Source organism: Hymenobacter coccineus, from assembly GCF_001816125.1.
In the GTDB taxonomy this organism is placed as follows: Bacteria; Bacteroidota; Bacteroidia; order Cytophagales; family Hymenobacteraceae; genus Hymenobacter; species Hymenobacter coccineus.
In genome coordinates this window covers 24,143-42,482 of the sequence record NZ_MDZA01000110.1, presented here as the reverse complement: position 1 = coordinate 42,482, position 18,340 = coordinate 24,143, and the positions used below count along the sequence as shown (strand labels likewise).

Annotated in this window: 11 protein-coding genes; 1 reads left to right on the top strand and 10 read right to left on the bottom strand. The window is 59.3% G+C overall.

The genetic code is table 11. The features are described from left to right. Positions 1–23 precede the first annotated feature (23 nt). The 10 genes from BEN49_RS08025 to BEN49_RS07980 form a co-directional block, all read right to left on the bottom strand. Entirely contained in the window at positions 24–2,522 is a 2,499-nt protein-coding gene (locus BEN49_RS08025; protein ID WP_158022793.1) for a starch-binding protein, read from the bottom strand. Positions 2,523–2,620: 98 nt separating this feature from the next. After that, positions 2,621–4,018 carry an alpha-amylase family glycosyl hydrolase gene (locus BEN49_RS08020; protein WP_070742518.1) on the bottom strand — a complete coding sequence of 466 codons (1,398 nt, stop codon included), beginning with the start codon at positions 4,016–4,018 and terminating at the stop codon, positions 2,621–2,623. Between the two features lie 138 nt (positions 4,019–4,156). After that, the gene (locus tag BEN49_RS08015) at positions 4,157–6,265 is read right to left on the bottom strand and encodes a glycoside hydrolase family 97 protein (protein ID WP_070742517.1); all 2,109 of its coding nucleotides are present in this window, start codon (positions 6,263–6,265) and stop codon (positions 4,157–4,159) included. Between the two features lie 48 nt (positions 6,266–6,313). Further along, on the bottom strand, positions 6,314–7,723 hold the full coding sequence (locus BEN49_RS08010; protein ID WP_070742516.1) for an alpha-amylase family glycosyl hydrolase: 1,410 nt from the start codon (positions 7,721–7,723) through the stop codon (positions 6,314–6,316). Positions 7,724–8,259: 536 nt separating this feature from the next. After that, positions 8,260–9,885, bottom strand: a complete 1,626-nt coding sequence (locus BEN49_RS08005) for a RagB/SusD family nutrient uptake outer membrane protein (RefSeq protein WP_070742515.1) — start codon at positions 9,883–9,885, stop codon at positions 8,260–8,262. A 19-nt stretch (positions 9,886–9,904) separates the two neighbouring features. Beyond that, positions 9,905–10,936: a TonB-dependent receptor domain-containing protein gene (locus BEN49_RS30115; protein WP_070742514.1), complete on the bottom strand. Its 1,032-nt coding sequence runs from the start codon at positions 10,934–10,936 to the stop codon at positions 9,905–9,907. After that, on the bottom strand, positions 10,870–13,059 hold the full coding sequence (locus BEN49_RS25520) for a SusC/RagA family TonB-linked outer membrane protein (protein ID WP_262490187.1): 2,190 nt from the start codon (positions 13,057–13,059) through the stop codon (positions 10,870–10,872). Before BEN49_RS25520 ends, BEN49_RS30115 begins: the two co-directional genes overlap by 67 nt. A 728-nt stretch (positions 13,060–13,787) precedes the next feature. Then, positions 13,788–15,383, bottom strand: coding sequence for a SusR family glycan utilization regulator (susR, locus tag BEN49_RS07990; protein WP_070742512.1), 1,596 nt, complete (start codon positions 15,381–15,383; stop codon positions 13,788–13,790). Positions 15,384–15,884: 501 nt separating this feature from the next. Further along, positions 15,885–16,592 carry a 3-keto-disaccharide hydrolase gene (locus tag BEN49_RS07985; protein WP_070742511.1) on the bottom strand — a complete coding sequence of 236 codons (708 nt, stop codon included), beginning with the start codon at positions 16,590–16,592 and terminating at the stop codon, positions 15,885–15,887. Between the two features lie 417 nt (positions 16,593–17,009). Next, positions 17,010–17,327: a hypothetical protein gene (locus BEN49_RS07980; protein WP_070742510.1), complete on the bottom strand. Its 318-nt coding sequence runs from the start codon at positions 17,325–17,327 to the stop codon at positions 17,010–17,012. Between the two features lie 268 nt (positions 17,328–17,595). Between BEN49_RS07980 and BEN49_RS07975 the strand changes: the two genes are divergently transcribed. Then, on the top strand, positions 17,596–17,967 hold the full coding sequence (locus BEN49_RS07975; RefSeq protein ID WP_070742509.1) for a hypothetical protein: 372 nt from the start codon (positions 17,596–17,598) through the stop codon (positions 17,965–17,967). Positions 17,968–18,340: the final 373 nt, after the last annotated feature.

The following is an 18,340-nucleotide window of genomic DNA, read 5'->3' as shown; positions in this document are numbered from 1 at the left end:
TAGTAGGGGCTAATTGCTTAGCTCTACTCCACGACAAGCTTTTTCGTAATACTCGTTCCTTTGGTACTTATCCGGACAATGTATATTCCTGCCGGCAGGTTGTGGCTGATTGTGGCTGATTGATGCACCTGCGTTTTCAGTGCTATCCTCCCATTTATATCCAGAACAGAAAGAGTTGCTACTTCATTCTCAGGCAAGTCGGGTAGGTAGATACTGAATACATTATCCTTTGCCGGATTGGGAAATAGTTGCACAGAAGTGGCTGTCTGCGCTCCATCATCAATTGCTTTGGCTGCCGAGTTAACAGCAAGTAGAGTACTAGTGGCCGAGCTCATTGCAATGCCGTGTTTGGTGTCGTACCAAGTACCAGTTACATACCAACCGGTTTTATCCCGGATACCATCGGCTGTTTGGTTGGTGCCGTCGTTGAAGATAAGAACCGCAGAATCTGTATTGGTAAACGTGTAGCTATACCAGCCGTCCCCAGTAGTAGTCATGCTTGCGCCGGGCCAGGCAGGGCTGAGCGGCGCACTGGCTGGCAGCGCATTGTACCAGTACACATTTACGCCCGCGCCCCAACCCGCTGGCTTGAAAAAGTTAACTGTGAACGTATTAGTTGAAACTACCGGTTTGGTATCGTACCAAGTACCATTTACGTACCACCCGGTTTTATTCCTGGTTAAATCGGCTGATTGACGGGTGCCATCGTTAAAAATAACGGTTGTAGAGGAGATATTGGTAAACGTATAGCTATACCAGCCGTCCCCGGTAGTAGTCATGCTTACGCCGGGCCAGGCAGGGCTGGGCAGTGAACCGGCCGGCTCGGCATTGTACCAGTACACATTTACGCCTGCGGCCCAACCCGCTGGTTTGAAAAAGTTAACTGTGAACCTGTTGGGCTCCACAACGGTAACGGCCGATGTGGCGATTTTATTGCCGGCAATAGCAGCCGTGATGGTAACACTGCCCTTGGCAATGCCGGTAACCAAGCCGGATGCATCAACAGTAGCTATAGCGGTATTGCTGGAGCTCCAAGTTACTGACTGATTTTTGGCAGCGAACGGGGTGACGGTTGCGGTAAGTTGTTTAGTAGCCCCAATAACAATGCTGGTGTTCAAGGGCGAGACAGCTATCCGGGTAAAGGCCGGAATATTCATGGTGGTCAGCGTACGGTATTCAAAGCCTTTCAAAGCCAGGGTAGCGCCGGCAGTTAAGGTTACGGTAGCGCCAGTGTAAGCATTTTGGTAAGTACCGGCCAAAGCAGCCGGCATCACATAGGCTGATGCGGTGGCCCTGAGATTAGAAAATACGAGGGTTTTTTCTGTGCCGGCTATTTTTGTAAAAGCACAAACATTCAAATCAGAATAATTGGCCATTACGCCCCGCCGGATGGCCGTACTGCTGTTTCTAAAGCCAATAACGTTTTTAAACTCCTCGGTAACGGTGGCGTTTTGGCTCCAGTCAATGTCTACCCCATCCCAGGGGAAAGGTATTCGTTGGGCAAACGCCACTTCCTGGCCACCGTATATAAAGGGTACGCCTTTCATATAAGCCGCCACTACAAAGTTTGCCATTACCCCAGCAGTTCCGCCAAATACTTCAAGCGGCGTGCCTTCCGATCCATTTGTGTCGTGGTTACCTGTGTAACGGGCTATCTGTTGCGTAGTGTTGGCATAGGTATATTCTACGTCTGTGGTGGTTTGAATATTGGTGACCGGAGCGCCCGCGTGTATAGGTTTCAGCGCGTTATTGTAAAACTTAAATCCAAAATTTAAGTCAAATCCAGCGTTGAAATTTTCCACGCGCTCGCCTTCGGCCAGCATAACCAGCTTGTGGGCTTTTATGCTCCTTAAGTTGTCTATTGTCTGCTTCCAGAAATCAAGCCCTGGATTGTCCGCAAAGTCACACCTGAAACCATCGACGTTGGCTGCAAAAATCCAGTAGCGCATCGCCTTAATCATGGCATTGCGCATGTCTACATTATTTACATCAAGCGCCGCCACATCCGCGTATGACCCCAATTGTTGAATAATACCATTGGCATCCCGCACATACCAGTCGGGATGCTGCGTAATCCAAGGATGGTCCCAGGAAGTTTGGTTTACCACCCAATCAAGTATCACCGCCATGCCCCGGCTATGCGCCCCATCAACGAGTTGGCGCAAATCTGTTAATGTTCCGTATTCTGCCCCTACGGCGGTAAAGTCCTTGATGCAGTAAGGAGAAGCAGAACTGGCAACTTTACTTCTTGCATCGGTGCCCACCGGGAAAACCGGCATTAAGTAAACGACATTGCTCCCTAAGTCACTGATTTCATCCAATCGAGCAGTAACCCCGGCTAAGTTGCTCCCCGGGCTAAAAGCCCGTATGTTCACCTGGTACATAGTGATATCCCTGGTATCGGGAACCCCCTTAAAGGGGGTGCTGTACTGCCCCGGATCCTGGCCGAAAACAGTAGAGAACACAACCGTAAAAAATGCTGTTAGCAGGGCAAGTACCTGGATTCTTCCTTTCGTGTACATGATTCTCATAATAACTGGTCGTTTGTCAATTTGTGAATGTGGCTGCGGCTAACTTATAGCCTGTTCATCGTTGCTAGTCGTCCTCAAAACCTGCCTTGCTATTTCTTGAGTATCATGTAGCCGTACGCTGGCAGCAAAATCTGCGTGCCTACCGTAACAGATCCGCCCTGTAACGCATTGGTCCAATTGGTGTTAGCAAGAGCAGCGGGCACTGCATACTGGGTAGGGGCATTGCGAACATTAACTAGTACCAGCGCCTGGTCACTGCCTTCCGATTTGGTAAAGGCACACACGTCATTCGTGCTATAGGCCACTGGGGCGGCGTGCTGAAGCGCGGGGCTGGCAGCGCGCGCAGCGAGCAGCTGCTGGTAAGCACGCTTCACATCAGGGTGCTGCCCCCACTGCACTTTTACCGTGGTGAAGGGGAAGGTAATGGGCACGGTCATCCCCGCTTCCTGACCGTTGTACACAAAGGGAACACCCTTGAGGCAAGAGGCAATAACAAAAGCTGACATGGCGCCCGCGTTGCCGCCGTACAAAGCCACGGGGGTGCCGTCCGTGCCATTCACGTCGTGATTGGTGGTGTACCGGACAACTTGCTGCGTGGAGTTAGCGCCTACGTATTCGCTGGTATTGAGGGGCGTAAGGCCAGTGGCAGCACCATTGCGCTCGTACACATTGCGCAATGCTCCATAGAAGTTAAAGCCAAAGTTGTAGTCAAAGCCCGACGTGAAATTAGCGCTGCGAGTGCCTTCGGCTAGGAGCAGCAACTTGTGGGTCTTAACGTTACGCAGCGTATCAATGGCCTGCTTCCAGAAGTCGGGCGGGATAACGGGGTCGGAGTAGTCGCAGCGAAAACCGTCGACGTTGGCCATGTACACCCACGATTTCATGGCCGTTACCATCGCCAGGCGCATGGGCGCGCTGCTGAAGTTGAGCTGGGCCACGTCGGTGTAGTTGGTGTTGGGCGGCGAGAGGACGGTGCCGGCCCCGTCGCGCAGATACCAGTCGGGGTGGGCCGTAATCCAGGAGTGATCGAAGCTGGTGTGGTTGGCTACCCAGTCCAGCATCACCGCCAGGCCGCGGGCGTGGGCGCCGTCCACCAGCGTGCGCAGGTCGTCAAGGGTGCCAAACTCCGGGTTCACGGCCGTGTAGTCCTTCACGGAGTAGGGCGAGTTCACCGATTTTAGGGCCCCGACCGGGTAGATGGGCATGAGGTAGAGCACGTTCACGCCAATGGCCTTGATGGAATCGAGCCGGGCCGTGACGCCGGCAAAGTTGCCGTTTTGGCTGAAGGCCCGCATGTTGACTTGGTAAATGACTGCGTCTTCCCGGTTCGGCACACCGGCGTAGGGGGTGCCGTACTGCGCCGGCGTGGCCGTGGTGGGCGCAACCGGAGTGGGGGCATCCGGCACCGCCGGTTGGCAGCCGATGAGCAACCAGGCCAGCGCCGCCAGGACCCGGCTATGCTTGAAAACGGTGCGTAGCGTAAGCATTGGATAACAGGGTAGAAACGAGAAAATAAGTATGATTGGGCCCTGAGCGGCGATGGAACCACAGGCGATGGAACCGCAGGCGAAGGGGCCCCCCGCTTGGGCCAGAAATTAGGAAATGGGCAAGGCGGCTGGGGCCCTTTACTTGCCGACGGGCCGAAAGCTGATGGCCGCGCCGCCGCCCGGCGCCAGCTTCAGCGTGAGCACCGACTTGTTGGTGACCACTCGCTTGGTGATTTGGTAAGCAGTTGGGTTCTTTTGCCAGTCAGCGCCTTCGCCGTCGGCGTAGAGGATGGCTTCGTAGCGCTGACCGGGCGTGAGGAAATCCAGCTTCACGGGTTGCTGGCGAGCGTTTTCGTCGGTAATGCTGCCCAAGTACCACTCGTCCTTGTCCTTGGCTTTGCGCACGGTGGTGAGGTAATCGCCGGGCTCGGCGGCCAGGATGCGGGTATCGTCCCAGTCCACGGGCACGTCCGCGATGAACTGGAACGCGTCGAGGTGCTGCTCGTAGTTTTCGGGCAGGTCGGCCGCCATTTGCAGCGGCGAGTACATGGTTACGTACAAAGCCAGCTGCTTGGCCAGGGTGGTGCGCACCTGGCGCTTGCCGGTGGGCTCGTAGTTTTTAAGCTTGAAAATGCCGGGCGTGTAATCCATTGGCCCCCCCATGAGGCGGGTAAAGGGCATGATAGTCTCGTGGTCGGGCGGACTGCCGGTACTAAAGGCATTGTACTCGTTGCCGCGGCCGGCCTCGCTGGCCAGCCAGTTGGGGTAGGTGCGGCCCAGGCCGGTAGGGCGCACCGCCTCGTGCATGTCGACCACTACCCGGTACCGGGCCGCTGCTTCGGCCACGCGCACGAAGTGGTTGCTCATCCACTGCCCGTCGTGGTGCTCGCCGCGCGGGATGATGCGGCCCACGTAACCGGTTTTTACGGCCGGGTAGCCGTACTTGTTCATGAATTGGTAAGCCGTGTCGAAGTGCTGCTCGTAGTTGGTGGCCGCGCCCGAGGTCTCGTTGTGCATGATCATCTGCACCCCCTTGGCTTTGGCGTACTGGCTGATTTCCTGTGCATTGAAATCCGGGTACGGCGTCACGAAATCGAATACGTTCTCCTTCCAGTTGCCAAACCAGTCTTCCCAACCCACGTTCCAGCCCTCCACCAGTACGCCCGCAATGCCGTGCCGGGCGGCGAAGTCGATGTAGCGCTTCACGTTGGCCGTATTGGCCCCGTGGCGGCCGGTGGGAATAAGTTGACCGCGGGCGTCGAGCGTGTCAGCGCTACTGGCGTACTTCCAGTCGGTGCGGCCAATCTGCATCTCCCACCACACGCCCACGAACTTCATGGGCTTGATCCAGCCCGTGTCGGCGATTTTGCTGGGCTCGTTCAGGTTAAGGATCAGCTTGGACGCCAGGATGTCGGAGGCCCGGTCGCTCACGATGATTGTGCGCCAGGGCGTGCGGCAGGGCGCGTGCAAAAAGGCTTTACTGCCCACGGCGTTGGGCACGAGGCGGGCCGTGAGGCGGTGGCTGGCCCGGTCCACGTGCAGCTGCAGGGCCGGGTAGTTGACCTGCGCCGCCTCGTGAATGTTCACGTACAGCCCGTCGTCGGCCTTGAGCATGAGCGGCGTGGCCACGGCCTGCGGGTCCGGGGCCACGCGCACGGCAATTTCAGTGGAGGCCTTAACCTGCGGTGCGCCGTCAACGGCGCTCAGGCGCGAGTGCGTGTAGTAGTACTCGTTGGTGTCGTAGTCACCGGGGATCCAAAAGGCCTGGTGGTCGGCGGGCAGGGCAAACTCGGTGAGCTCGTCGCGGACCACGAAATTGCCCAGCGCCAACTGCCGCGGAAACTCGTAGCGAAAGCCCACGCCGTCGGCAAACACCCGGAACACCACGTCCAGCCGGCGGCCGGGGGCGGCCAGCTGGCGCAGGTGCACGGTAAGCTGCTGGTAATGGTCGCGGATGTTTTTGACTTCGCCCCACACCGGCTGCCAGGTATTGTCCACGTCTTTCCGCTCGCTGCCCAGCAACACCAAGGGCCCGTCGAAGCCCGGGCCATCGGCTAGCGTAATGCCTAGCCGCGAAGCATTAACCACCGGCTTTTGGCCGCAGGCGACGCTATAAGTCGGCTGGCCGGCCGCATTCAGTGCAAACACCACTTTCACGGAGCCCAGGCTGGCGGCTAAGGGACCAGCTGGCTGCGCGGCGGCCGGGGCCCCCGCTGCCAGCAGCAGCAAAAACAAGTATTTTTCCATGGGGTGCTCGTCGGTTCTCGAAAGTGCTTTGCACGATTGGCTCCAAATTTATTGGCGATTGGCGGCGCGGGGCAGGCTTCGCAAAACCACGTACTGGTAGGGCTGTAAGGTGAAGGGGACGTCCGGGACGGGGACCAGCCCTGCGGTGAGGGCGTTTTGCCAAGCCGTGCCGCCCAAGGCCGCGGGCAGGTGGTAGGCCACGGGCGCGTTGCGCAGGTTGGCCAGCACCAGGACCTGTTCGGGGCCCAGGGTTTTGGTGAAGGCGCACACATCGTCGCTGCTGTAGGCCGCCAGTTGCCCATTGCGCACGGCGTTGCTGCCGTTGCGGAAGCGCAGCAACCGTTTGTATTCCTGGGTCAGCGCCGGGTTGGGCGTCCAGTCAATGGCCTTGCGGGGCCCCATGAACGGCACCCGCTCGGCGTAGCCCACTTCTTGCCCGTTGTACACCATCGGCACGGCCTGCATGTAGGCGGCCACCACGAATGCGGCCATCGCCCCGCGGGGACCCTGGAACATGAGCTGCGGCGGCCCTTCCGAGCTATTGATGTCGTGGTTGGAGGTGTAGCGCACCATGCGGGCGGTGGGCGGCGCGCCGCGGTACTCGACCGCCGTCAACGAGTCGAGCAGCTTGGCACTCTTGCCGTTTTGCAGTACCTCGCGCCGCATCACCTGAATGAAGGGGAAGTCGTAGTCAAGCTGGAAGCCCGCCCGGAAGAAGTATTTTTTCTTGTCGCCTTCGGCCAAGAACAGCAGCTTGCGGCCGCGGATGGCCTTGAGGTTGGTCAGGGCCTCGGTGAAAAACGCCTCCGTCGGCCCGTCGGCGTAGTCAAAGCGGTAGCCGTCGATGTTGGCTTGGAACACCCAGTAGCGCAGGGCCCCCAGCATGGCCGCGCGCAGCTGCGGGTTGGCAAAGTTGAGTTGGGCGATGTCCTTCCAGTCCGGGATCGGGTTCACGATGGCACCGGTGGCGTCGTGCACGTACCAGGCGGGGTGGGCCGTGATCCAAGCGTGGTCCCAACTGGTGTGGTTGCCCACCCAGTCGAGGATAACGGCCATGCCGCGGGCGTGGGCCCCGTCGACGACGGCCCGCAGGTCGGCGAGCGTGCCAAACTCCGGGTTCACGGCCGTGTAGTTTTGCACCGCAAACGGCGAGTCCACGGCCCGTACCTTGCCGATGGGGTAAATCGGCATTAGGTACACCACGTTAATGCCCAGGGCCTTAATCGAATCTAGGCGTGCCAGCACGCCTCGGAAGTTGCCGGCCTGGCTGAAGCCTCGCATGTTGACCTGGTAAATGGTCGCGTCCGGGCCCTCGGGTACCCCAGCAAAAGGCCGGCCGTACGGCGCCGGATCGGTGGGAAGGGCCGCAGCAGCGGCCGCGCGTTGGGCCGTGGCCGGCCAGCCACTGGCCAGCAAGGCCAGCAAGGCCAGCAGATAAAAAGAAGCGTTTTTGTTCATAAAGTGCGAAGTGAGGGCCTGGGCTCCAGCGGGCGCCTTCGAAAAGGTGGGCGAAGCCGGGGGCCCCGGGTCAGTAGCGGGTGATGGCTAGGCGGCGGATGGTCGCTTTATCGGCTACCCGCACCTTGACCAGGTACAGGCCCGCCGCCAGGTGGAGGTGTCCTGGCCCACGCGCCGGTCAATTCGCCCTGCGATGAGTTTCAGGGACACGCTCATGGCCACCACGGCGTCAACGGCCCCGCAGCGGCTGAGCAGCGCATCGGCAAGCCCGCGCGTTGAATAACGGCGTGCCAGGCATTTGCCTAGCCGCAACATTTACTAGGGCTTGTCAGCTAAGGCAGCGTTTAAGACCGGGCCAGCCGCCTGTATTCATCTGACCGGCGGGCCCGAAACCCGGGGCGGGGCCCAGGGCCTTATTTAAACAGGACGGTCACGCTGAGTTCACCGAGGCACGACGCTCTCGTTTGAAATTTGTTTGAATATTAGTTGACCTGCCGGGCCCCTGGCTGCCCATCAGTGTTTAGTAGCCCCAGTGTTTAGTAGCCGGTATTCTGCGTCAGCGTGGGATTCGCCACGATGTCAGCCGAGGGAATCGGGAAGACGTTGAGGTTGGGGGACACGCCCTGGCCAGCCGATACACCGCCTTTCCAAGGCCATAAGTAGCTGCTAGTGGTGAACTTGCCGAAGCGGATGAGGTCGGTGCGGCGGGTCCCTTCCCAGTACAGCTCGCGGCCCCTCTCAGCTAGAATGAAGTCGGGCGACGCAACATCGGCGGCCGTGACACGGCCGGCGGTGCCGCTGCCCGTATTGTTGTAGGCGCGGTCGCGCAGGGTGTTCACGTAGGCGAGGGCCTGGGCCGGGGTGCCGCCCTGGCCGCCGCGCTGCACCGCCTCTGCGTACATTAGGTACACGTCGCCCAGCCGGAACAGCGGGAAGTCGGTGTCTACGAAGTTGCCTTGCGGGTCCGAGCCCGGCTTGCCGGTCGAGGTCACGTTCTTCCACTTAGTGGTGGCGTAGCCATTATTAGAAGCTGTTAGATCCTTGATTTCTAAGGTGTGGCCGACGGTAAAAAACATGGCTCGACTGTCGGCACTGCTGGCCCCGCCGGCAAACAGCAATGGCAGGTTTTTGCGGGTGCGGTTGCCAAACCAGCCCCCGTTGATGCCGAAGTTCTTGGCTGTCATGCTGTCGCCTACCTGCGCGTGCACCAGATAGGTAGTGCCGCCGTAGGTTTGCGAAACCAAGCCGTCGCTGGTGATGGGGAAGATGATTTCCGAAGCCGACGTCACGTTGTTATCGGCCATGAACAGAAACCGGTACTGGGGGGCCAGCGCGTAGCCGCCGGCCAGCACTTTTTTGCAGTAAGTGAGGCAGTCGGTGTAGCGCGCGGTGCCCGTGTACACTTCCGCGTTGAGGTAGAGCTTGGCCAGCAGCGTTTGGGCAGCGCCTTGATCGGCGCGGCCGTAAGGGCCCTGGCGCGGCGCTTTCAGCAGCGGCTCGATGGCTTTCAGTTCCGATTCGACGTAAGCGAAAAGGTCGGCCCGCTTGATTTGCTTGGGCAGGTTCTTGCTGGGCGCGTCGGCCTCGGTCACGAAGGGCACGTTGGCGTACATGTCGAGGGCGTGATAGTACGCCAGGGCCCTGAGGAAGCGGGCTTCGGCCCGGTCGAGGCGGGCGTTGTCGGCGTCAGCGCCCGCGATGCCCCGGCTGCTGAGCTTGTCGTCGGTGGTCTCGCGGATGAATTCGTTGCACAGCGTTACCTCGTAGAAAATACGGGTGTAGCTGTTGTTGATCAGGTCGTTGCTCGAAGACCAAGTGGTCCGGTTCAACTCCTGCAGCGGGCCGCTGTTCCAGGCCACTACGGCCTCGTCAGTAGTCAGCTCCTGCAAGTACCAGTAAGCCCGCAGGTACGAGGTTTCGCCCTCGTCCTTGCCTTGGCCAGCAAACACGTCGGGCGAGCCCGAATTGCCCGACAGATTAAAGCCCGCGTAGCACTTGGCCAGCACCTGAACGTAGTTGGCGGGGTCCTTGTACACCAATTCGGTGCTGAGGTCGTAGAACGGCGTGCGGTCGAGGTCCTTGGTACAGCCCGAAAGACCTCCGCTGAGCAAAGCGGCGGTTGCTGCCAGGGCAGCGCCGCCAAAATGAAAATGCTTATTCATATAGTGCAAGAGCTAATAGTTAAATGCCAAGGTTTAAGCCCAACGTGACGGTGCGGGGCAAGGGGTAAAACTGGCTGTCGCGACCGTCGAAGTGCTCCGGATCGAGGCCGGTGTACTTGGTCAGCACCAGCAGGTTCTGGCCGGCTAACGTTAGGCGCAGTGTGGTGCCGGCTTTCAATAAGCTGCCAAAGTCGTAGCCCAACGTCACGTTTTGCAGGCGCACGAAAGAGGCGTTTTGCAAATAATAGTCGCTGTAAGGCTGCCCGGTTAAGAACCCGGTAGTGTAGATGTCGGGCACTACGTTGGCCGCGTAGCCCAGGCCCGTCTTGAGGCCATAGTAGTTGCCCTGGCCCGCGTCAATGCCGTTGTACACGTAGTTGCCGATGTTGGAGCGCACGGTAAAGGCCAGGCTGGCCTTGCCATAGCTCATATTGGAGCTAAAGCCCAGAATCGCTTTGGGAGACGGGTCGTGGGTATGCACCTTGTCGCGCTCGTTGATCAACCCGTCGCCGTTCTGGTCCACGTACTGGGCGAGGCTGGTATTAGAAGCCGGGTCTTGCAGGGGTTTGCCGTTTTCGTACTTCTGCTGGTAGAGAAAGAACGCGTTGGGCGCGTAGCCCACCGTGTTGACTTGCACAAACTGAAAGTTGCCAATGTTGCCCACTGGCGTGCCCAAGTAGTTGGGGTCTTCAACCTGCGTCAGCTTGGTAATCTTGGTGCGGTTCATGGTGGCGTTTAAATTCACCGACCAGTTGAAACGCTCGCCCTGCACCAGGTTGTAGTTCACGGCCAACTCAATGCCCCGGTTCTCCAAGCTGCCAATGTTGGTCAGCAGCGTGTTACTGAAGTTGCTGCCGGCGGGCACCGGAATCACGGCCAGCAGGTCATCGGTTTTGCGCAAGTACACGTCCACCGAGCCGGTCAGGCGGTTGCTGAAGAAGCCGTAGTCCAGGCCTGCGTCGTAGGTTTTGGTCTGCTCCCATTTCAGGTTGGGGTCGTAAGCGGTCGGCCGCAGCGTGTAAACGGCGTCCGTCCCAAACAGCTGCCGCACAGTCGGGCCCCGATGGTGTAGTTGCCCTGGTAGGGGTAGTCGCCGGCCACACTGGTGATGTCCTGCTGGCCCGTGATGCCGTAGCTCGCGCGCAGCTTTAAGTCCGATACCACATGGGAGTCGACCAGAAAGCTTTCCTTGTTAATGCGCCAAGCCACCGAGGCCGCCGGAAACTTGCCCCAGCGGTTGTCGGGGCTGAAGTGCGAAGAGCCGTCGGCCCGGAAGGTGCCCGTTAGTAGGTAACGTTCCTTGTAGTTGTAGTTCAGGCGCCCGTAAAACGAGATTAGTGTGTACTGCGTCTTGAACGGGTTCTGGGGCGGGTTGTCGGGGTAGAGCAGGGTTCCGTCCGCTTTGTAGGCGGGCCGATACGGAGAGTACGTATAGAAGTCCTGGTACGAGTAGCCGGCCAGGGCTTCTAAGTGGTGGTCGCCAACTTGCTTGCTGTAATTGAGGTAGGCCTCCAGCAGCTTGTTGTTCTTGCCCTGGTGGTACGAGTTATCTTGCCCCTGGGTGGAAAAAGCTATTGACGATGCGGCCGGAATGGTAACTGTGCCGTTGCTGCGCGACACGTCGTAGCCCAGGTTGAGGTTGGCGTGCAGCTCGGGCAGGAAGTGTACTTGGTAGTCGAACTGCACGTTGCCGATGCTGCGCAGCACCGTGCTGCGGTCGCGCTTGTCGTTGAGCAGCGCCACCGGGTTGCGGTCGGTGAGGGGGTTGGGGATGGCCCCGTTGAGTAGCTCGTAGTAGCCGTTGAACTTGTCGTTACTGCTGTAGATGGGTTGGGTGGGGTTGTACCGCACGGCCCCGCCGATGGCGCCCTGGTCGGCAAAGCGGTAATCGGCTTGGGTGCCCTTCACGTTGACGTCGATGCGCAAGTGGTTGTCGAACAGGCGCGGCGTGAGGCCAATCGAGGCCGAGTTGCGCTTCAGGTTGCTGGTGAGCAGCGTCCCGTTCTGGTCGAGGGCCCCCAGCGACACCCGGTAGGGCACGTGCTTGGCGCTGCCCGTCAGGCTCACGCTATTATCGGATGTCCAAGCCGTGCGGTAAATGGCGTCCTGCCAGTCGGTGTTGGCCGTGCCCAGGTACTGGGCGTTGGTGGCCGGGATGGTGCCGGCGGCAATGGTCTGGTTCGTGAGGGCGCGGTAGGCGTCGGCGTCCAGCACGTTGACTTTGCCATAGTTCCGCGCCCGCGACAGCTGCGAATTGACGTTGACGCGCATCTTTTCGCCATCCGCGCCTTTTTTGGTGGTGATGATGATGACGCCATTGGAAGCCCGCGAGCCGTAGATGGCCGTCGCCGAAGCATCCTTGAGCACAGTGAACGTCGCGATATCAACCGGGTTTACCAACGAGAGCGGGCTGCCGGCCCCGTTGATGCCCTGGTTGTCCACCGGCACCCCGTCGATGACGATGAGCGGGTCGTTGCTGGCGTTCAGCGACGACCCCCCGCGGATACGAATGGTGCTCAACGCACCAGGGTCGCCGCCGCCCGTGGTTATCTGCACGCCGGCCAGCTTGCCCTGAATGAGTTGCTCGGGCGAAGTCACCTGCCCTTGCACGAAGTCTTTGGCCGTCACGGTGGCAATTGAGCCAGTCACGTCCTGGCGACGAGCGGTACCGTAGCCCACCACCACGGCCTCGTTGAGCGCCGTGGCATTCTCTGCTAGTTTAACGTTCACGCTGGCACTTTGTCCGTCCACGCTGGTAACCTCTTGGCGCACCGTGGTGAAGCCGACCGAAGAGATGACCAGCACGTGGGGCCCTGCTGGCACGTGTGCTATGGAAAAAGTCCCATCAACGGCGGTAGTGCTGCCCAGCGTTGTGCCTTCCACTACCACTGTGGCGCCCGGCAGGCCTTGACCCTGGCCGTCTACCACGCGGCCGCTAACGCTGCCATCGGCCCGGGTCCCGGCCGTGCGGTTGGCAAACGACGGGCCCGGTCCCGGGCTACCGCTCGGGGCTACCCGCGGCGTGGTGCGCAAGTGCTCCGCTTTGGAAGCAGCCGGGTTGAAATGCTCGGACGCGGCCAGCGCGGTGCCCGTCGAGTAAATTCCCAGCGTAGCGAGGAACAGCGTTCGGGAAAGGTGCCGAACAGTTGGCACCGGCGGTAATAATATCGGCATGGGTGGGAGGTAGGTAGTGATCAGTTCTGGCCCGCCTGGCAACTGCCAAGACTAATGCAATCGATTCCACCAGAAGAGGGAATGGAACGGTGCAAAAGAAGGGTCCTGCTCAAGCAACTAAAAACCATCAAACCAATATCAAGAAGCAGTTCTAAAATATTGATGATAATATTTTGCTAATCAATACTTTAATCTTGTGATTATTAATAAAAATCAAGATGATTTATACCCATAATCCTGTTGATTTTCCGCCAAAATGGCCTTCGCTAGCCTTGGTACTACCCCGCCTAACCTCATATGCAGTCAACCCAACCCAAAGCTCCAAGCGCTCAAGCGAGGCAGCACCAATGCCGTCAATTGGGGTTGCGGGGCTTGCAATCAAGAGGAGCGCGTAGTGGTTACGCAATCCATTTCCACGAACGCATTAGTAGCGTCTACTTCTCCTGTTCCGATGCATTGACAATTACCCGGGCCGTGTTAGGCAATAGGTTCTCTTCGCTGGCAAGGCTTCGTTGGCAAGAGCTGCCTGCGTAGCGTCGGCGTGGGGCCCCAAGCCCGGGTTACCTGTTTCCGCTTAGGAAATAAGTTCGGTTGCGCGAGGCGTCAACAGCGGCCGCCAATTCGCCCCCGCGAGGCAGTTTCCTCGCCTGGCTGGGCCGCTCACCGGGCCCCCCGGTTTAGCAGGCAAATCCGATGGCCTTAGCAAAGTGCTAAATCAGTTCAGTCGCTTAAATTGCCCGCACGCGCCCTTCAAATTCCTCGCTCGGGTAAATGGATTTCTTCTTGGTGCGCGCCTTGTAGGTGTACACCGTGTTTATGGTGTAGCCCAAAATCTTGCTGATGCGCTCACTGTCGCCAATCCCCAGCCGGATGAGCGCAAAAATCCGCAGTTCGGCAGTCAATAGCTGATCCTCGGGCGAATCAATCTTCTCTTCTGCTTTCAACAAGGAGTTAAAGTCCGCCACGAAGTTGGGAAACAGCTTTAGGAATACAGCATCGAAGCCCTTGAAAAGGTCGTTGCGCTCCTTTTTGCCGTTTATGCTCTCAACAATGCGCTGGGTGCTGATGTACTGCTTATTGGCCAGCGAGGCACTCAATTCATCCTTGATTTCTTCGAGTTTGTCGATGTGTTCGGAAATGACAACGAAGTAGTGCCCGATGTATTCGTCCTTGATGACGTTGGCCTCATTGAGTTGGTGGTTTACTTCGTGTAGCTGTTCGTTGAGCTGGTTGAGCCGCTCGTTGTTGTGCCGAAGTGCCTCGTTGATGGCCGAGATGGTGACTTCCGCGCGTTGCAAGCGCCGGAGTTGCCGGAAGATAACAGCGGCAAAGGCGATGACCAACAGGATGAGGACGGTGGTGGCCAAGGAGTAGACCCCCAAGGTCTTCCGCTGGCGCTCGATGATGCTGACGCGCTGGCCCTCAATGACGGAGAATATGCTGCCGATCTGAATCTGCCGCAACCGGGCGTTGTAAAAGGAGGCATCTTCGCGGGCGTTGTTAATGAACGCGTACGCGTGGGCCAAGTCGCCCCGGCGGTAGCACAGGTCGGAGAGTTTAAACAGCGCCAGGGTTTCCGTCGTGGCCGACTTGATGTCCGCAATGGACGCCTGCGTCAGTAGTTGCAATTCCTCTTCCGGCTTACCCAACAGTTCCGCCACGTAAGCCGCTGTGCTGGCGTTGATGGCGACTTGGTGCAGGGGCAAATCGGGCAAGCCGAGGATGTGTTTGTACACCAGTTCACTGGCCTTTGTATCCTTGGTTTTTAGGTACCGAAAGCCCCGCACCGACAAGGCTTGGTACGAGCCCACTCGGCAGTACTGCAAAGCGGTGTCGCTGTAGGCAATGGCCTTGGCCGTGTAAAGTGGCAGGTAGTACGCACCGCCGTTAAAATCAGCTAAATCGCTGTAGGCACGCGCTTTGGTAAAGTAAAGATCTACTCGGGTGGCCGAGTCCAGCGGGGTTGGGTCAACGTTTTCCAAGGTTTCAAACGCTTCCTTGAACATACCGGAGGACACTTGCACAAAAGCCAGGTTGAGCTTGGAAACCTCCGTCTTTTCGGGACTTTGCATGGTGGTTGCCAGCTTAAGCAACCGTTGCGCGTAGGCAAAGGCTGAATCGTATTTAAAGGATCGGTACTCGTGGTAGATGCGCAGGCCAAGAATGAACTTGGCTTGGTCATTTCCTTTAGATGCCTGAAAATGCTTGGTTAGCGTAGCGATTCGGGTAACCCGCTGCTTAAAATAAGTATTTTTGTGGTTTAAGGCCTGAGTAAGTTCGTCCAGTAGCTTATCCGTGTCGTTTGCCCAGGCTTTTCCAGCCACCGCAAATAAGATGAGGCATAGAACTAAAAGAGGTTTCACTTGACGAGGGTTAAGAACTTCTCTTATCGGTTAGGACTTGCCAGCATCAAAGATAGAGATTAAGGGAACATTAGGGTAATTTAGTCACGCTGGACAGTTTAAGGCACTACACGAAATAGGGCTGTTGGTGAGCGACATACGGGACCGGCAGTAAATGCTGAAACGTAGCCGCTCGTGATTGCAGTAGTCAAAATACTCGGCGGCGCTACGCTGCGCATCAGCTAAATCGGTAAAAACGGGCCGCTTGCTGACTTTGAATACCGGCTTCTCTTCAAGGAAGTGCATTCACAGCTGGAACCTGACGGCCCAAGCGTGAATCAGGGCGGCACACCTTGCCGAGCAATTGCCCGACAAGCCAGGGCAGCTGGGATTCTGGACAAGCGGCAATAAGCAACAGCATCGCTACCTACGCGGGCGGAAGCCGATCACGTAACCGGCGTTTGTCGCTGGGCGAGAGCTGCCCTACTTCAGTTCCTTGATTTTGAGGCTACGAAAGGAGACTCGGTGGCCGTGGTCTTGCAAAAGCAAATGACCGGCGGGGGCTTCGCCAAACTGGGGCCAAACGCGGTACTTGCTGCCCGCCACCAACGCCCGAAAGGCCGGAGAGCCGCGCTCATATTCCAGCACTTTGACCCCGTTTAAGTAGTGCGCGACGTGATTAGCGCGGTCCACCACTACCCGCCCGACATTCCAAGCGCCAATGGGCCGCTGGCAGGCCAGCGGCTTGGCGGCCGGAATCAGGTCGTAGAGCGAGGCCAGGGTGCGGTCGCCATTCGTGCCAAGCCGGGCATCGGGGTGCCGGGCGTCGTCGAGCAGTTGGTACTCCAGGCCAATGGGCGAGCCGGGGGTTTGCTCGGCCAGCGTCACGAAGTAGATCATCCCGCTGTTGGCCCCGGGCGTGAGCTGGAACTCGAACGAGAAATCGAAGGCCCGGTACTGGGCCGTGGTGATAATGTCCCCGCCGTTGGCCGATTCCTTCCCGTCGGCCGCGAGCGTCGTCAGCGTGCCATTTGCAATTTGCCAGCCGTGGCTGGGAAAATCTGGCCCCTTGGCACTGTGCCAGCCGGCCACCGTTTTGCCATCGAACAGCAAGCGCCAGCCCTGGCGTCGCTCGGCCGCCGTCAACGTATTCGGAGCGGGGTCTTCGGCGGATGGTACCACCCGTGGCATTGCCGGCAAAACCGAACTGCCAAGCAGGAGCGCACCCCCCAGCAGGCAATGTGCGACGCGACGGGCGGGGAAAACTAAACGCATCATGGCATAGAAGAGGGAACGGCTACGAAAGTAGTGCGCCTAACCTTGCCAGCACGAAGGGCGAGCGGGCGAGCGCAGGCTGCACGCTCGCCTCAACACAGAATGGAGACCGATAAAGGTAACGAATCATCCCCAGCGGCCGAGGCAACTGCTGGTGGCTGGCTGCGCTGGTAGGAAACGAGCCACAAACCGTCTGGCAGATCAAGACCTAGCCCGCCGCGGAGCCCACCGCCCGCACCGTGGCGCGCTGATTGCCTCGGCAAGAACCGGACCATGGCTCCAGCGCGGGCCCCCCTGGGCCTGGGCGCTTGGGTGGCGGCCGCAACCCGGCGCCTAGGCGCGGGCGTGCAACGCGTGGAGTACCCCGCGCACCTGCTGTTCCGTGGTGAGCGTGTCGCTGTACACTAATTGCCCCTGCGCGTAGGTGCAAAAGAACGGGGCCGCCAACCGGGCGCCGGCTGGGGCGTTGTCGGTCGCGGGCAGCCACACGAATGTAATGCCGGCGTACGCGCGGTTGGTGGCAAAGAGCGCGAACACCGGGCGCAGCCGCGCGTCGGCCGCGCTCTCCGGCCGGGCGACCATGGCCATGACCTTGGCGTGGGTCTGGACCAAGTGCGGCAAGTCGGCGGCCGTGGCGGTGAGCAGGCCCATGGGCAGCGAGCGAGGAAAAATGGAGTGTACAGCCCGGTATACGGCAAACCGCAGAGAACGGCTTTCGGCGGGCGTGCAACCCACCCATTTTATACCGTTCGCTCGCTGCGCCAAGTACATTGATAAGGTCCGATAAGTAAAGGTTATCGGACCCTATCCATTGCCCGGGTTCGGCTCGCCGGTGGCTTGATACGGGCGGGCCGCGCGCCAGGCGCAGGCCAGGCGCCGCGTTTTATCGTACGTCCGCGCCCATCAACGCCGCTTGCTTATGAGCCTGCTCACCGCCACGCCCGCCGACTTGCCGCACTTGGTTCGGGCTCACGCCAAGGTCCTGGCCACGGTCGCGCACGCCGAAAGCGCAGCCAGCGCCCGGCTGCGCCCGGTGTTCGAACTCTTCGCCACCAACCGCGCGTACGCCGGCATCGCGTTCGCGTGGCTGCCCGACATCAGCGCCGCCCCGGCCGGTCTCTTACTAACGGCCCCGTTTTTCTGCGCCTTCGCCCAGGAGCGGTTGGTGTACGGCGACTCGCTCTCCTCGGAACAGCAGGTCCGCGGGGTGCTCCAAGCCCTGCACGCCCACGCCTGGGCGCCAAGCCGCGGCCGTCACCAGCAGCTCCCGGCTATTGGAGGTGATTCGTAAGTATTACAATGCCAAAAGTCTCGGCAGACGGGACGCGGCCACTACAGTTTTTATAGTTTGCAAAGAAAAATTAGCGCAGCTTAGGTCGTTGCCCACGCAAGCGGGATACTCCTTGTCATAAGGATTTCAGCGGGCACCTACTAGGGGGTGTTTACAGTCAGAGCCACGTTGGCGCGGCAACCAGGACGCGCACGTGATCCGCGTCGTGGGCTCGGTCGGCCAACACGGTCTGCCCCGCCCGCAAGTGGTTCACCAGCAACCCAGATGCTTGCGGGCAGTCGCCGGCCTGGCCGCCGGTCGGCGCCAGGGAGCAAATCCGACCGTTGGCGTCGCAACTCACTGGGAGCTTGGTCGTGAAACCGCCCCGGCTGCG

Coding starts and splice junctions, on each gene's coding strand:
- BEN49_RS08025 (WP_158022793.1), bottom strand. CDS start 2,522: ATGTACACGAAAGGAAGAATCCAGGTACTTGCCCTGCTAACAGCATTT.
- BEN49_RS08010 (WP_070742516.1), bottom strand. CDS start 7,723: ATGAACAAAAACGCTTCTTTTTATCTGCTGGCCTTGCTGGCCTTGCTG.
- BEN49_RS08020 (WP_070742518.1), bottom strand. CDS start 4,018: ATGCTTACGCTACGCACCGTTTTCAAGCATAGCCGGGTCCTGGCGGCG.
- BEN49_RS07975 (WP_070742509.1), top strand. CDS start 17,596: ATGAGCCTGCTCACCGCCACGCCCGCCGACTTGCCGCACTTGGTTCGG.
- BEN49_RS08005 (WP_070742515.1), bottom strand. CDS start 9,885: ATGAATAAGCATTTTCATTTTGGCGGCGCTGCCCTGGCAGCAACCGCC.
- BEN49_RS08015 (WP_070742517.1), bottom strand. CDS start 6,265: ATGGAAAAATACTTGTTTTTGCTGCTGCTGGCAGCGGGGGCCCCGGCC.
- BEN49_RS25520 (WP_262490187.1), bottom strand. CDS start 13,059: ATGCCGATATTATTACCGCCGGTGCCAACTGTTCGGCACCTTTCCCGA.
- BEN49_RS07980 (WP_070742510.1), bottom strand. CDS start 17,327: ATGGGCCTGCTCACCGCCACGGCCGCCGACTTGCCGCACTTGGTCCAG.
- BEN49_RS07985 (WP_070742511.1), bottom strand. CDS start 16,592: ATGCCACGGGTGGTACCATCCGCCGAAGACCCCGCTCCGAATACGTTG.